General features: G+C 73.3%; 11 protein-coding genes, 1 tRNA gene and 1 pseudogene. 6 read left to right on the forward strand and 7 right to left on the reverse strand.

What is annotated here, in order from left to right; all coding sequences use genetic code 11:
• Positions 1-226: 226 nt before the first annotated feature.
• Positions 227-302 (forward strand) — tRNA-Ala (locus tag ACF08D_RS19005).
• Positions 303-527: 225 nt separating this feature from the next.
• Here ACF08D_RS19005 and ACF08D_RS19010 read toward each other — a convergent pair.
• Positions 528-1,586, reverse strand: coding sequence for a tyrosine-type recombinase/integrase (locus ACF08D_RS19010; protein WP_392223865.1), 1,059 nt, complete (start codon positions 1,584-1,586; stop codon positions 528-530).
• Between the two features lie 72 nt (positions 1,587-1,658).
• Here ACF08D_RS19010 and ACF08D_RS19015 point away from each other — a divergent pair.
• Positions 1,659-2,951, forward strand: a pseudogene (locus ACF08D_RS19015) (MFS transporter); the annotation flags it as partial.
• Positions 2,952-3,003: 52 nt separating this feature from the next.
• Here the strand turns inward: ACF08D_RS19015 and ACF08D_RS19020 are convergent.
• From ACF08D_RS19020 to ACF08D_RS19045, 6 genes are all read right to left on the reverse strand, one after another.
• Positions 3,004-5,184, reverse strand: a complete 2,181-nt coding sequence (locus tag ACF08D_RS19020) for a helix-turn-helix domain-containing protein (protein WP_392223866.1) — start codon at positions 5,182-5,184, stop codon at positions 3,004-3,006.
• A 61-nt stretch (positions 5,185-5,245) separates the two neighbouring features.
• Positions 5,246-6,112, reverse strand: a complete 867-nt coding sequence (locus ACF08D_RS19025; RefSeq protein ID WP_392223867.1) for a 3-hydroxybutyrate dehydrogenase — start codon at positions 6,110-6,112, stop codon at positions 5,246-5,248.
• A gap of 60 nt (positions 6,113-6,172) precedes the next feature.
• Positions 6,173-6,649 carry an NUDIX domain-containing protein gene (locus ACF08D_RS19030; RefSeq protein ID WP_392223868.1) on the reverse strand — a complete coding sequence of 159 codons (477 nt, stop codon included), beginning with the start codon at positions 6,647-6,649 and terminating at the stop codon, positions 6,173-6,175.
• A gap of 74 nt (positions 6,650-6,723) precedes the next feature.
• Positions 6,724-8,373: an apolipoprotein N-acyltransferase gene (lnt, locus tag ACF08D_RS19035; protein WP_392223869.1), complete on the reverse strand. Its 1,650-nt coding sequence runs from the start codon at positions 8,371-8,373 to the stop codon at positions 6,724-6,726.
• 76 nt (positions 8,374-8,449) lie between these two features.
• Positions 8,450-9,100: a hypothetical protein gene (locus ACF08D_RS19040; RefSeq protein WP_392223870.1), complete on the reverse strand. Its 651-nt coding sequence runs from the start codon at positions 9,098-9,100 to the stop codon at positions 8,450-8,452.
• A gap of 85 nt (positions 9,101-9,185) precedes the next feature.
• Positions 9,186-9,971 carry a glutamate racemase gene (locus ACF08D_RS19045; RefSeq protein WP_392223871.1) on the reverse strand — a complete coding sequence of 262 codons (786 nt, stop codon included), beginning with the start codon at positions 9,969-9,971 and terminating at the stop codon, positions 9,186-9,188.
• Positions 9,972-10,028: 57 nt separating this feature from the next.
• Between ACF08D_RS19045 and ACF08D_RS19050 the strand changes: the two genes are divergently transcribed.
• The 4 genes from ACF08D_RS19050 to ACF08D_RS19065 all read left to right on the forward strand — a co-directional run bounded on the left by ACF08D_RS19050 (position 10,029) and on the right by ACF08D_RS19065 (position 13,920).
• The gene (locus tag ACF08D_RS19050) at positions 10,029-11,240 is read left to right on the forward strand and encodes a glycosyltransferase (RefSeq protein WP_392223872.1); all 1,212 of its coding nucleotides are present in this window, start codon (positions 10,029-10,031) and stop codon (positions 11,238-11,240) included.
• A 416-nt stretch (positions 11,241-11,656) separates the two neighbouring features.
• A complete protein-coding gene (locus tag ACF08D_RS19055) occupies positions 11,657-12,133 on the forward strand; it encodes a DUF6643 family protein (protein ID WP_392223873.1) in 477 nt (158 codons plus the stop codon).
• A 93-nt stretch (positions 12,134-12,226) separates the two neighbouring features.
• Entirely contained in the window at positions 12,227-13,171 is a 945-nt protein-coding gene (locus tag ACF08D_RS19060) for an MOSC domain-containing protein (RefSeq protein WP_392223874.1), read from the forward strand.
• A 68-nt stretch (positions 13,172-13,239) separates the two neighbouring features.
• The gene (locus ACF08D_RS19065; RefSeq protein ID WP_392223875.1) at positions 13,240-13,920 is read left to right on the forward strand and encodes a hypothetical protein; all 681 of its coding nucleotides are present in this window, start codon (positions 13,240-13,242) and stop codon (positions 13,918-13,920) included.
• Positions 13,921-14,137 lie beyond the last annotated feature (217 nt).

Here is a 14,137-nt window from a genome sequence, read left to right on the forward strand (position 1 = left end):
AATACAAAGATCTTCGATTTCTTACCCCAGAACCCTTGCGCGGTTGCCACGCTGGGCGCACGATGGACCTAGACGGACGAACCGGGCAACCGGGACAAACCGTCGGAGCCCTTCGGGGCGAGGGGTCGGCACCGCACCGCGGGGTCCTTGGCAGCCGGCGCAACCGAACAACGGTGGACGGACGGCCCTGCGCCTAGCAGGCCACCGCCACCGACAACCAAATACCTCCTCTGTAGCTCAATGGGCAGAGCACTCCCCTCGCGGGGAGGAGGACCCTGGTTCGAATCCAGGCAGGGGACCCAATGAACCGCTACTCCGCACGTGGCAGGTGATTCCCATGGCAGGACTCTGGACAGGACGCGACGGCCTTCCCTCCCAGGCGTGGCGCCGCAAGGGAGCGGCCGACTGGTCGGACGAGAGGATTCAGCGGAGGCTGAGACAGCAGCGCAGACAGCGGTTGCAACGTCGGATAGAGACGCTCCCCGGCCTTACGGAAGACGAGCGAGCGCAGCTGCTGACTCGCCTGGTCAACGAGCCTGGCGGATGTCCGTGACACTGGATGAGCGACCGATAAACCGCTGACCGCGAAGCCGCGCGTTACGCGCTTCTATCTCCGCCTGAATACCGAGGTACTTCTCGGTAGTTTCTTGGCTCTTGTGCCCCAGGAAGACCATCGTCTCTCGAAGTGCGTGGTCATGTGAGACTTCCGCACGGAGACGTTCGAAATAGATCCGGGCCACTGATCGCCGGATCGTGTGCCATGCCTCTCCCGACTCCAGAATGATCCCGAGATCCAGGAACAACCCTTTAAGCCGCTCGGTGCACCAGGAATACTTGGCTTGAGTGCTAGGGTCTGGAACGTAGTACACGTATCCAGTTCCCGTCGCATTCCTCCGGGACCATCCGGGAAAGAGATAAGTCATAGCGGCAGGCGTCATCCCTGTCTCCCTTGTATACCAGAGAAGGTAGCGCCGCAGCTCTTCTTCGAGGTCGAGCGTCAATGGAAGTGGATGGAATCTTCCGGTCTTCTGAATCCAGACGTAGATGTCGCCGGTTTCAAAATCGACGTCTCTGATTTTGAGCTTCACGATGTCAGATATCCGGAGTGCTGTGGACACGGCGACCGCGACCATGGCCCGTAGCACAGGATGCTCGGCTCTTTCGATTAGCGAGATCAGTTCATCCTCTGTGAGCCGCGTTGGTGCTATTTGACGTTGAGGGGTTCGATCTTTGAATACGGGGGTCGGGCATCTGACTTCTCGGCGGATCCACTTCCGGAACTTCGCGTACCGAAACAGGGCGTTGATTGCCGAACGGTACGTCGTACCCGTCTTCGGGTCGCGCCCGACCAGGATCCCGCCTTCCCCGTAGAGGAACTGCGCCAGGTCATCCGCTGTGATCCCGGCGATCTGTCGACCCTGGAAGTAGCTGACGAGCCGGTTGTTCACCTGCCGGTACTGCTTCACGGTGCCGTGCGGCACGCCGTGACTCTTCTGGGCGCGGACGAACTCCAGCACCGCCTCATGCACGGAGGGGTGGTGATCTTGCAGCTGGGGGCGTCGTCGCGTCGACTTCGCGGTGGCCATGGTGGTACCTCACAGCGGCCAGCCCTACGGGCATAAGCCGCAATTATCTGTTATGGCCCTTCAAGTGGACATACTACCCCTCTATGGGGACAATACGACTTCTTCCTGTACGGGTCCGCCGCAGCGCTCGTGTTCAACAAGCTGTTCTTCCCCGGCTCCGATCCGCTGGTGGGCACCCTGCTGTCCTTCCTGACGTACGCCGTCGGGTTCGCGGCGCGGCCGCTCGGGGCGTTGGTGTTCGGGCACTACGGGGACCGGCTCGGGCGGAAGAAGCTGCTCGTGCTGAGCCTGTTGCTGATGGGCGGGGCGACCTTTGCCATCGGGCTGCTGCCGACACACGCCACCATCGGGACAGCGGCGCCCGTGCTGCTGACGGTGCTGCGGCTGGTACAGGGCTTCGCCCTGGGCGGTGAGTGGGGCGGGGCCGTCCTGCTGGTGTCGGAGCACGGGGACGCCCGGCGGCGCGGGTTCTGGGCGTCCTGGCCGCAGACCGGCGCGCCGGCCGGGCAGTTGCTGGCGACCGGGGTGCTGTCCGCGCTCACCGCGCTGCTGTCCGAGGAGGCGTTCACGTCCTGGGGCTGGCGGGTGCCATTCCTGCTGTCCGGAGTGCTGGTGATCGTCGGCCTCTGGATCCGCCTGTCGGTGGACGAGTCGCCCGTCTTCAAGGCGGCGCTGGCGCGGGCGGAGGCCCGCAAGGCGGAGACCGCGCAGGTGGAGAAGCTGCCGCTGGTCGCCGTGCTGCGGCACCACTGGCGCGACGTGCTGATCGCGATGGGCGCCCGCATGGCGGAGAACATCAGCTACTACGTGATCACCGCCTTCATCCTGGTGTACGCGACGACGGCGACCGGGCTCAGCAAGCAGACCGCGCTCAACGCCGTCCTCATCGCCTCCGCCGTGCACTTCGCGGTGATCCCGGCGTGGGGCGCGCTGTCCGACCGTATCGGCCGCCGACCGGTCTACCTGATCGGGGCGGTGGGCGTCGGGGCGTGGATGTTCCCGTTCTTCGCGCTGATCGACTCCAAGAGCTTCGGCAGTCTGCTGCTGGCGGTGACGGTGGGACTGGTGCTGCACGGGGCGATGTACGCGCCGCAGGCGGCGTTCTTCTCCGAGATGTTCGCCACCCGGATGCGCTACTCGGGCGCCTCCATCGGTGCGCAGTTCTCATCGGTGGCCGCCGGCGCTCCGGCGCCGCTGATCGCGACCGCGCTGCTGGCCGACTACGGCAGCGCGACACCGATCGCCCTGTACGTCATCGCGGCGGCGCTGATCACCGTGGTGGCCATCCTGTGCGCCCAGGAAACCCGCAACAAGGACCTGGCCGACGACGTGGCCACGGAGGAGGAGGTCCTGGCGCGGCGCTGACCCGCCAAGACCCGGCCGGCCGGCCGCCCCGACCCCGGGGTGGCCGGCCTTCTCAGTGCCCGACGGTGGCGGACATCGCGTGCAGCCGCAGCGCGAGCTGGATCTCCAGGGCCCGGGCGGGGGACTGCCAGTCCGGGCCGAGGAGCCGGGCTATGCGCTCCAGGCGCTGCGCCACGGTGTTGACGTGGACGTGCAGTTCGTCCTTCGTACGCACCGGGCTCATCCCGCTGGCGAAGTACGCGTCGAGGGTGCGGACCAGGTCCGTGCCCCGCGTCCGGTCGTAGGCGACGACCGCCCCGATGGTACGGGTCACGAAGCCGCCGATGTCCCGGGTGTCGGCGAGCAGCAGCCCGAGGAAGCCCAGGTCGGACGCGGCGGCGCCCTCTCCGGCGCGGCCGAGCAGGTGCAGCGCGTCCAGGCAGCGGCGCGCCTCGGCGTACGCCGGGGCGATGGCACCGGGGCAGGAGGCGGGGGCGTCCACCGGGGAGGAGGCGCCGACGGTGACCGGTTCGCGCAGGGCGCCGCCGAGGTGCTTGGCGGTCTGGCGGGCCAGCTCGGCGGCGGTGTCGCCCGGCCCGAGCGGGAGCAGCAGTACGGTGCCGCCGTCCCGCGCCGAGGCCAGGCCGTGCCGGGTGGCGGCCAGATGCGAGGCGGCCGACCAGAGGCGCTGCCGGTCGGCGCTCTGCCGATCGGATCTCTGCCGGTCGGCGCTCTGCCGGTCGGCGCCGCCCAAAGGTTCGCCACCGCTGCGGCGATCACCGCCGCTGCGCCCATCGGGGCCTCGCCCGCCCGGCCGCCCCTCGGTGGCTCGCCCGCCCGCGCCGTGCCCGTCCGGGCCCCGCCTCGCCTCGCCTCGTCCGCCCCCGGCGCCGGTGTCCGTGGCGCGCCGCTCCGCACCCCGCCGGCCGGGCGCGGTGGTGTCGGCGGCGGCGGCGGTCCGGTCGGCCGGCGGCGCCCCGGGGCGGTCGTCCTCGTGGCTGTCGGCCTCCGTGAGGCGGGCGGCCAGCACCACGTGCGGGGCACCGAAGTCGGTACGGAGCCGGGCGGCGCGCTCCACCAGGAGTCGCCGGTCGCGCTCGGGCGCGTCGAGCAGGTCGTCCAGCAGCTCGCCCCGCACTCTCTGCTCGGCCTCCCCGGCGGAGCGGCGCGCCAGGAGCAGCAGGGAGGTGACCATCGCGGCGCGCTCCAGGGTCCGCTGGTCGACCGGGTCCAGGTCCGGCTGGCCGCGCAGGACGAGCGCCCCGAGGGCCTCGCCGCCGGCCGATACGGCGGCCACCCAGCGGTCGCCGTACCGGGTGGCGTGTCCGTCGGCGCACTCGCCCGGGGGCGGGCCCTCGGTGAACTCCACCGATTCGCCCAGGACTTCCGAGACGGCCGCCGCCACCTCGGCGACGCCGCCGCCCCGCAGGACCAGCTCCGTCAGCCGGTCGTGCACCTCCGAGGCCCGCTCGATCACCCCGCTGTGGGCGCGGATGATGGCGTTGGCCCGCTCCAGCTCGGCCAGCGCGGACCGGGTCTCGGCCAGCAGGTTGGCGGTGTCGATCGCCACGGCGGCGTGCGCGGCGAACGAGCCGAGCAGGGCGACCTGTTCGCGCTCGAAGACCCGGGCGCGCCGGTCGGCGGCGAAGAGCACGCCGATCACCTGGCTGCCCAGGGTGAGCGGTACGCCCAGGATCGCCACGAGGCCCTCGTCGCGCACTCCCGAGTCGATGGCGCGGGTGTGGGCGAACCGCTCGTCGTCGAAGTAGCTCTCCGTCACGTACGGCCGGGCGGTCTGGGCGACCAGCCCGCCGAGCCCCTCCCCCATGCCGAGGCGCAGCTGCTGGAAGCGTGCCGAGACCGAGCCCTCGGTGACCCGCATGTAGGTGTCGCCCGCCGCCGGGTCGTTGAGGCTCAGATAGGCGACCTCGGTGCCCAGCAGGGACCGGGCGCGCTGGACGATGGCGCGCAGCACCGCGTCGAGGTCGCGCAGGCCGGCGAGGTCGTGGGCGGTCTCGAAGAGCGCGGACAGCTCCGCCTCGCGGCGCCGGCGGCCCTCCAGCTCGGCGCGGACGCGCAGCGCCAGCCGCTTGGCGCGGTCGAGCGCGGCGAGCGTCTCGGCTCCGGCGCCGTCCGCGCGGGCGAGGAGCACGGGCCGGTCGTACGCCTCGGCGGCCGCGCCCCGGGCGAGGAGCCCCAGGTAGGCGGCCGGGTCGGCGCCGGTCTCCGGCTCGTGCTGCGGTTCTTCGGACATGGTCACAGGGATACCTGCCGTACGGGTGGTCGCACCAGCCCTGTGGACAACCGCGGCCGGCTCAGTGCGCGGTCCAGCCGCCGTCCAGGACGAGTGAGGTGCCGGTGATGAACGAGGCGGGCGGGGAGCACAGGTAGACGACGGCTTCGGCGACCTCCCCGGGTTCGACGAGCCGCTTGAGCGCCGAGTCCTTGAGCAGGACGTCCGTCAGCACGCGCTCGGGCGCGATGCCGTGGGTGCGGGCCTGGTCGGCGATCTGGGCCTCCACCAGTGGTGTGCGCACATAGCCGGGGTTGACGCAGTTGGAGGTGACGCCGTGCGGCGCGCCTTCGAGGGCGGCGGTCTTGGACAGCCCTTCCAGGCCGTGTTTCGCGGCCACATAGGCGGACTTGAACGGGGAGGCGCGCAGTCCGTGGACGGAGGAGATGTTGACGATACGGCCCCACTCCTGGGCGTACATGTGCGGCAGTGCGCCTCTGATCAGGCGGAACGGCGCTTCCAGCATCACCGTGAGGACGGTGTGGAAGACGTCGGGCGGGAAGTTCTGGAGGGGGCGGACGAGTTGGAGTCCGGCGTTGTTGACCAGGATGTCGGTGCCCGCCGCCAGTGTCTCGGCGGCGTCGAGGTCGGTGAGGTCCAGTACGTGGGGTTCGACCGCGCCGGCGGTGCCGGGCACCACCTCGTCGGCCAGGGCGTCCAGTCCGTGCGCGTCCCGGTCGACGGCCCGGACCTTCGCCCCGGCGGCGGCCAGCCGCAGGGCGCAGGCCCGGCCGATGCCGCTCGCCGCGCCGGTGACGAGGGCGGTGCGCCCGCCGAGACCGGCCGAACCGCCAAGACCGCCAAGACCGGCGGGACTGCCGAGACCGGCAGGGCCGGCGAGACCGGCGAGAGGGGCGTCGGCGGAGGATGCGGTGTGGGGTGCGGTCATGTTCCGCACCTTAAGGAGCCCTCCCCCGGCGCCCGATGTGGTCCGGGCCCACACTTCGCCCTAGGACGGCGTGGTGGAGAACCATGTGGGTTCGTCAGCGCACGCCTGCTTGATCCGGAAGAGATCCCCCGGTCGCAGCGGCGGCAGGGCGTCCAGCGGGAACCAGCCCACCTCCGTCGACTCGTCGTCGTTGACCCGCGCCTCGCCGCCGACGGCCCGGCAGCGGAAGCAGGTGTCCATGTACTGGCACTGGTCGCCGTTCGGGTAGGTGATCGTGGGCAGCGTCTCCACCAGGACGACGCGCTCGGCCACGCACTCCACGGCCGTCTCCTCGTACACCTCGCGCACGATGCTCACGGCGGGCTGCTCCCCCGGTTCGGGGATGCCGCCGACGATCGACCACCAGCCGTTGTCGGCACGCCGGACGAGGAGGACCCGTCCGGCACCGTCGAGGACGACGGCACTGACGCCCGGCAGGAACAGCAGTTGGTGGCCGGCGGTGGCCCGGACGGCACGGATGAAGTCGGGGGTTCCCATACCCCGACCCTAAGATGTGTCCGGATCTCTCCCGTCCCCGCCGGCAGCGCGCGACAACGAGCTCCCGGCGGTCCTCACACGCCGGTGGCGCCGGGGCCGGCGGCGGCCTTCGCGTGCGGGGCCCTCCGACGGCGTACGGCGCCGGAGGCCGCCCAGCCGAGTCCGGCGGCGGCGACGGTCACCAGGGCCGCTTCGGGGAGGGTGCCCAGGCGGGTGGCGGGGGTCAGGGAGGAGCGCAGCGGGACCTCGGCGACCAGGGCGTCCGGGGTGAACATCCGGGACTCGCGCACGATGGTGCCGTCTGGCCGGATGATGGCGCTGACCCCGCTGGTGACGGGGACGACCACGGCGCGGCTGTGCTCGACGGCCCGGACGCGCGACATGGCGAGCTGCTGGTAGGTCATCTCGCTGCGGCCGAAGGTGGCGTTGTTGCTCGGTACGGAGATGAGCCGGGCGCCGTGCGTGACGGTGTCGCGCACCGCCCAGTCGAAGGCCGCCTCGTAGCAGGTGGCGAGGCCCACCTTCGTACCGGCGAGGTCGAAGACGCCCACCTTGTCACCGGGGCCGAAGTCGCGGCTGACCCGGTCGACGTCCTTGTTGAAGAGGCGTACGAAGGACCGCATCGGGATGTACTCGCCGAAGGGCTGGACGTGCCGCTTGTCGTACGTGGCGACGGGGCCGCTCCGGGGGTCCCACTGGATGAGGGTGTTGCGCAGTGGCCCGGTCTCGGGGGTGAGGACGGCGCCGACGACGGTCGGGGCGCCGATGGCGCGGACGGCCTGGTCGATGACGAACCGGGCGTCGTCGTTGCGGTAGGGGTCGAGGTCGGAGGAGTTCTCCGGCCACAGGACGAAGTCGGGCCGGGGGGCCCGGCCCGCCGCGACGTCGGCGGCGAGCTGCTCGGTGCGGCGGGCGTGGTTGTCGAGGACGGCGCGCCGCTGTTCGTTGAAGTCCAGGCCGAGGCGGGGCACATTGCCCTGGATGGCCGCGACGGTCGCCGTTCCGTCCTCCGCCGTGGCGGAGACCAGCGGCTGGGCGGCGAGGGCCGCCGCGACCGGGGCGAGGAGGGACAGTGTGGCGGCGGCGAGGGGGCCGCGCGGGAGGCGGCCGGCGGTCCGGTACGCGCGGACGGCGCCGGCGGTCGCGTACAGGCCGAAGCCGCACAGGGCGACGGCGAAGCCCAGGACGGGTGTGCCGCCGACCGCCGCGAGCGGCAGGAACAGTCCGTCCGCCTGCCCGAACGCGATCTTGCCCCAGGGGAACCCGCCGAACGGCACACGCGCGCGTGCCGCCTCGCCCAGGACCCACACGGCGGCGGCGAACACCGGCCAGGCGGGGAGCCGGGACACGGCGGCGACGAGCATGCAGGCCGCCGCGACGAACAGCGACTCGGCCGCGACGAGCGCCAGCCAGGGCACCGCCCCGACCTCCTCGCCGGTCCACACGAGGAGCGGCAGCAGGAACCCGAGCCCCGCGAGGTAGCCGAGGCCGAACCCGGCCCGCAGCCGCCTGCCGTGCAGGGTCCAGCCGAGGAGGGCGAAGGCGGGCACGGCGAGCCACCACAGGGGGCGGGGCGGGAAGCTCAGGTAGAGCAGGACACCGGAGAGCACCGCGCCCAGGGGCCGGGCCACCCGGCGCTCCAGCCACCGAGGCAGGAGGCTCGCCCGCCGGCCGGGGCCGGGGCCGGGCGGAGGGACGTCGACGGCGGTCATGGTGGCGCTCACGTGCGGAGTCTACGGCGGTCACCTGGGCGAACCCCAGCGCGGGCCGGAGCCGCACCGCCCGCCATGCGCCCCGCCGTCAGGGTGAGCCGCGGCCCGGGGCGGTCGCGCCGTCCCCGCCGGGGTCCTGGGGGGCCGCCCCCGCGCCCGGGTGCGGGGCCGTCCGGACGGCGGCCACCCGGTGCTGCCGGCGCAGGCCGAGCCGGTGCCGGATGACGCGCACGGCGGTCTCGGCGTCGTCCACGGTGACGGTGAAGCTCCGCCCGTCCCCGAGGGTGAGGACGAGGCCCTCGCCCCGGCGCACGACCACGGCCGTGCCCCTCTCGGGCCGCCAGCGGTAGCCCCAGCCGCCCCACTGGCGCGGGGTGACCGAGGGGGCGAACTCGGCGCCCACCACGGTGTCGAGGGGGATGCGCCGGCGCGGTACGCCCATGTGCCCGCAGCGCACCTCCAGGGCGTACGGGTCGACGGTGATCTCGACGTGGACGAAGGCGAGCGTCCCGAAGAGCACCAGCAGCCCGGCGGCGACGCAGCCGACCACCGCCATCAGGAGGGCGGCGGTGCCGGACGCCCAGGACAGGTCGATGGCGAGGGCGACGCCGAGGGCCACACAGGCCGCCCCGGCGCCGGCGAGCAGCCACTGGACGCGGTTGGTGGCCCGTCCGGTCCAGACGTCGGGCACCCGGTCCGCCCCGGTCGCCACGGAGGGTCGATCGTTACGGGAGCTCATGCGTAGCAGCGTACTCACGTTCCGTGTTCACAGCCGCCGGGGAAGCGCCACCGGTGTCGGTACGTCCGGCCGGGGCGGGGTGACGTCAGGACGCGGGCGCGGCGGCGCGCAGGAGGCGGCCCTCCGCGTAGCCGAGCGCGGCGTCGGGCAGGTCGGCCGGACGGCCGCTGAGCAGCACGGTCAGCTCACTCGACGGGGTGGCCCCGGGCGCCGGGGCGGCGCCGATGCGGCGCAGCGCTTGGGCGGCGACCGCTTCGGCGGAGCCGTGGAGCGCCAGGGGCGGGGAGCCGGCCGGGCGCAGGGCGGTACGGATGCGTTCGGCGACCAGCTCGTAGTGGGTGCAGCCGAGGACGACGGCCCGGGCGTCGTCGGGGGTGAGCGCGGCGGCCGCGGCGATGGCGCGGTCGACGGCGTCCTCGTCGGCGTGCTGGACGGCGTCGGCGAGGCCGGGGCAGGGCACTTCGGTGACGGCGGCGGAGCCGGCGAAGTCCTGGATGAGCCGGCGCTGGTAGGGGCTGCCGGTGGTGGCCGGGGTGGCCCAGATCGCGACCCGGCCGCCGCCGGCCGCGGCGGGCTTGATCGCGGGGACGGTGCCGATGACCGGGATGGCGGGCTCCAGCTCGGCGCGGAGCGCCGGCAGGGTGTGCACGGAGGCGGTGTTGCAGGCCACGATCAGGGCGTCGGGACGGTGCGCGGCGGCGGCCCGGGCCACTCGGAGCGCGCGCGTGGTGAGGTCGTCGACCGTACGGGGGCCCCACGGCATGCCGTCGGGGTCGGAGGAGAGGACGAGCGCCGCGTCCGGCCGCAGCCGGCGCACCGCGGTGGCCGCAGCGAGGAGGCCGATTCCGGAGTCCATGAGCGCGATCTTCACCCGGTCACCCTAGCCGACACCCTTGCGGACCCGGCGTTGTGGGGCAGACTGCGACGAATGAGCACCATTGCGTGGATCGCCCTGGGGTCGGTGGCCGCCTGGGTGTGGCTGCTGCTGGGGCAGGGCTTCTTCTGGCGTACGGATCAGCGCCTGCCGCGGCGGGAGGCTCCCGCCCGGTGGCCGTCGGTGGCGGTGGTGGTGCCGGCCAGGGACGAGGCGGAGGTGCTGCCGCTGAGCCTGCCGTCCCTGTTGGCGCAGGACTATCCGGGCCCGCTGGAGATCGTCCTGGTGGACGACGGCAGTACGGACGGTACGGGGGACGTGGCCCGTGCCCTGGCCGTACGGTGCGGGGGGCCGCCGCTGACCGTGGTGTCGCCCGGCCCTCCGGATGCGGGCTGGACGGGCAAGCTGTGGGCGCTGCGGCACGGGATCGCGCGGGCACGCGCGCGTGGGGCGGCCGAGGAGTCGCGGGGGACGGCGTGTGCGGGCGGCCCCGAGTACCTGCTGCTGACGGACGCGGACATCGCGCACGAGCCGGACAGCCTGCGGGAGCTGGTCGCCGCGGCCACCACCGGGGGGCTGGACCTGGTGTCACAGATGGCCCGGCTGCGGGTGGTGACCGGCTGGGAGCGGCTGATCGTCCCCGCGTTCGTCTACTTCTTCGCGAAGCTGTATCCGTTCCGCCGGGTGAACGCGGTGGGGAGGCGGACGGCGGCGGCGGCCGGAGGGTGTGTGCTGCTGCGGACGGAGACGGCGGTACGGGCGGGGGTGCCGGAGTCGATCCGCCAGGCCGTGATCGACGACGTGTCCCTGGCCCGGGCGGTGCAGCGGGCCGGGGGCCGGATCTGGCTGGGGCTGGCCGACCGGGTGGACAGTGTGCGCCCGTACCCCCGGCTCGCGGATCTGTGGCGGATGGTGGCCCGCAGCGCGTACGCCCAGCTCTGGCACAACCCGGTGCTGCTGGTGGGGACGGTGGCGGGGCTGGGGCTGGTGTATCTGGCGCCGCCGGCCGCGCTGTGCGCGGGGCTGTTCGGGGGCGACGCGGCGGCGGGCGCCCTGGGCGCGCTGGCGTGGACGCTGATGGCCGGTTCGTACGTCCCGATGCTGCGCTACTACCGGCAGTCGCCGTGGCAGGCGTTCCTGCTGCCGTTCACGGCGTGCCTCTATCTGTGCATGACGGTCGACTCGGCGGTCCTGCACCACCGGGGGCGCGGGGCGGCATGGAAGGGCCGCACGTACCCGCGCCCGCGGGTCGCTCCGGAGAAGTGACGCCGCCGGGGGCCCGGGGCCCGAGGCCCGAGACCCCGGGAATGATCCCCTGCGGCACCTCAGCGCACATTTACCGGCACGCGCAGTAACGCACCCTCAATTCCGTGTCGAGGCGGGGTGAAGACTCCGCGTGGCGACGCAAACATTGATCAAATTCCAGCATGGACATGGTCAGTGCCCGAGCCACGTCCGAGGGTGCGGATTAATGGCCGGGACGCCGCGCCGTACCTCTCACCGTGCCTCCGGCCGAGCACCGACGACCCGCCGGTAACCCCCCGGCGGCCTGGCCTTTACACGGACCGTGACCGATTTTCCCAGGTTCGCTCGTATTGGCGGTCGGCCGCCACTCACACCGCGTAAAACAACCGGCTTATCGGCCTCCCCATAAGGCACTTCATGGGCTTACCTTATGTGCCATGACCTCCCCCCGTTCCTACGGCGGCGCGTACTACAACGCGCCGTCGTTCCCGGACACCCCGATCTACGACTCCCTCGTCGCGGAACGGGGCACGCCTCAGATCGCGCCGATCCGAGTGCCCGCCGCCTACGACACCGGCCACTCCTACATGCCGGCGCTGCCCGCGGCCCTCCCCGCCCTGCCGGCGGCCCCCTCCCAGCCCATGGCGGCGCCCTACGGAGGCGGTTCGTACGGCTATCCCCAGCAGGCGGCCGCACAGCCCGCCCCGCTCCAGCACATGCCGGCCCCGTACATCCCCCAGCAGCCCACCGCCCCGCGCGGGTACGGCTATCCGGGTCCGCAGCCGCCGCAGCAGCGGCAGGCGCCGGCGGGGTACGAGGCGATGCGCCCGGCGGCGCCCCGGCCCGTCCCGGCCGCCGCGCCCGGCGCGTACGACGACCCGTACCAGCGCCCCTACCAGGGCGGGGGCTACTGATCCGGTACTGACGCCCTTACGGGTCCGGCCCGATCCCTCAGGATCCCTCCGGGCCGTCGGGGGAGACGCCTCCCGTACTGGCAGGATGAGGTCATGCCGACCCCCGTCCTGCGCTCCCTCCACGTCCGTCCGGTGAAGTCCCTCGGCGGCCCCTCGCCCCTCGTGGCGGCGGTCGAGCCGTGGGGGCTGGCCGGGGACCGCCGCTGGGCGCTTCTCGACCCGGCGGCGAAGGTGGTCAGCCAACGCAGCCACCCGCGGCTGGCGTTGGCGTTCGCCGAGCCCCTGACCGCCCCAGCGGCGGCCGGGGCCGAGGACGGGCACGCATCCGGCGGGAGCGAGGACGGGGCGCCGTACGAGGGCGTGGACGGGACCCGGTACGGGAGTGGCGACGGCGGCATCCGGCTGTCCGCACCGGGCGTGGAGCCGCTGACGGTCGCCGTCCCGGAGCCGGGCGCCACCGTCACGGCGGAGGTCTTCGGCACCAAGGTCGAGGCGGTACCCGCGGGGGAGGCCGCCGACGCGTGGTTCCGGGCCTTCCTGGACGACGACGTACGGCTGGTGCACATGGACGACCCGGCGCACCGCCGGCCCGTCAACCCGAAGTACGGACGGCCCGGGGAGACCGTCAACTTCGCCGACGGCTACCCCGTCCTGGTCACCTCCGTCGCCTCCCTGGACGCGCTGAACGACCTGATCGCCGAGGGCGACCACCCCGGCGAGGGCCCGCTGCCCATGGACCGCTTCCGGCCGACCGTCGTCGTGGAGGGCACCGCGCCCTGGGCGGAGGACCGCTGGACCCGGCTGGCGATCGGCGACGTCACCTTCCGCGTCGCCAAGCCGTGCGGCCGCTGCGTCGTGACCACGGTCGACCAGTCGACCGGACAGCGCGGCACGGAACCGCTGCGCACCCTGGCCCGGCACCGGCTGTTCGGCAGGAAGATGGTGTTCGGACAGCACCTGATCCCCGAGAACACCGGCACCCTCCGCGTCGGCGACCCGGTGCGCGTTCTCGGCCAGGAACCCTCCCCCGTCGCATAGGCCGTCCCGGCTCGGGAACCCGGGAGCCCGGCAGACGCGTTGACGGACACGAAAGGGGGTGGGGGCCCGTGCGTGCGGTGACCGGAGTGTGGCGCTGGCGGCACAACCCCCTGCGCCGCTCCACCGATCGCGCCGAGGCCTGGACGGCGCTCGTCGCCCTGTTGCTGATGTGTCTGGCCGCCCCCGCCGCCGGGGTGGTGTCCGGTGCGGTGACCCACTCGTCGCTCCAGCGGGCGGTGCGCGAGGAGCAGCGGGAGCGCCACCCCGTGGCCGCCGAGGTGCTGGACCAGGACGCCCTCGCGCGGGCCGCCACCACGGGCGCCGACACCACCGCCGTACGGGACACCACCGCCGTACGGGACAGCGGCCCCGCTGCGGAACCGGCTCGGGAGCCGGAACGGGAGCCGGAGCCGGGGATCCGGCGGGCCGTACCGGTGCGCTGGACCGGTCCCGACGGGACGTCCCGCACGAGCGTGCTGACGGCGCCCCGGCACGATGTCGCGCCCGGCGACACGTTCCGGATCTGGACCGACGGCACCGGGCGGCCGGTCGGCCGGCCCATGACCGAGGAGACCGCGCGGGACCACGCCGTGCTGGCGGGCATCGGCACGGCCATGCTGGCCGCCGGGTTCGTCGAGGGCGTCCGGCGGATCGTCGTAGGGCGGTTGGTGCGGCGGCGGTACGCGCGCCTGGACCGGGCGTGGGAGCAGGTGGGACCGGACTGGGGCCGGGCGGGGACCGGCAGCTGACTCCCCGTCCGCACGTGCGTCCCGCGGCCGTCCCCGTCAGCGACCACGCGCGCGTCCCCGCAAACCGTCCGTAGCGGCGCCGTACCGGCGTCCGTACCGGCGCCCCATCCTTGTCCGTACGGGCGGGACGAGCGTGGCGGACCGGTCAACCCGCTCCCTCCGCGCGCGCTACGGTGGGGCGATCGTCCACTCAGACGCGGCGCACGAGGCGGGGGCA

Source organism: Streptomyces sp. NPDC015131, assembly GCF_043079975.1.
GTDB lineage: Bacteria > Actinomycetota > Actinomycetes > Streptomycetales > Streptomycetaceae > Streptomyces.

Coding starts and splice junctions, on each gene's coding strand:
- ACF08D_RS19010 (WP_392223865.1), bottom strand. CDS start 1,586: ATGGCCACCGCGAAGTCGACGCGACGACGCCCCCAGCTGCAAGATCAC.
- ACF08D_RS19055 (WP_392223873.1), top strand. CDS start 11,657: ATGACCTCCCCCCGTTCCTACGGCGGCGCGTACTACAACGCGCCGTCG.
- ACF08D_RS19030 (WP_392223868.1), bottom strand. CDS start 6,649: ATGGGAACCCCCGACTTCATCCGTGCCGTCCGGGCCACCGCCGGCCAC.
- ACF08D_RS19025 (WP_392223867.1), bottom strand. CDS start 6,112: ATGACCGCACCCCACACCGCATCCTCCGCCGACGCCCCTCTCGCCGGT.
- ACF08D_RS19050 (WP_392223872.1), top strand. CDS start 10,029: ATGAGCACCATTGCGTGGATCGCCCTGGGGTCGGTGGCCGCCTGGGTG.
- ACF08D_RS19020 (WP_392223866.1), bottom strand. CDS start 5,184: ATGTCCGAAGAACCGCAGCACGAGCCGGAGACCGGCGCCGACCCGGCC.
- ACF08D_RS19040 (WP_392223870.1), bottom strand. CDS start 9,100: ATGAGCTCCCGTAACGATCGACCCTCCGTGGCGACCGGGGCGGACCGG.
- ACF08D_RS19060 (WP_392223874.1), top strand. CDS start 12,227: ATGCCGACCCCCGTCCTGCGCTCCCTCCACGTCCGTCCGGTGAAGTCC.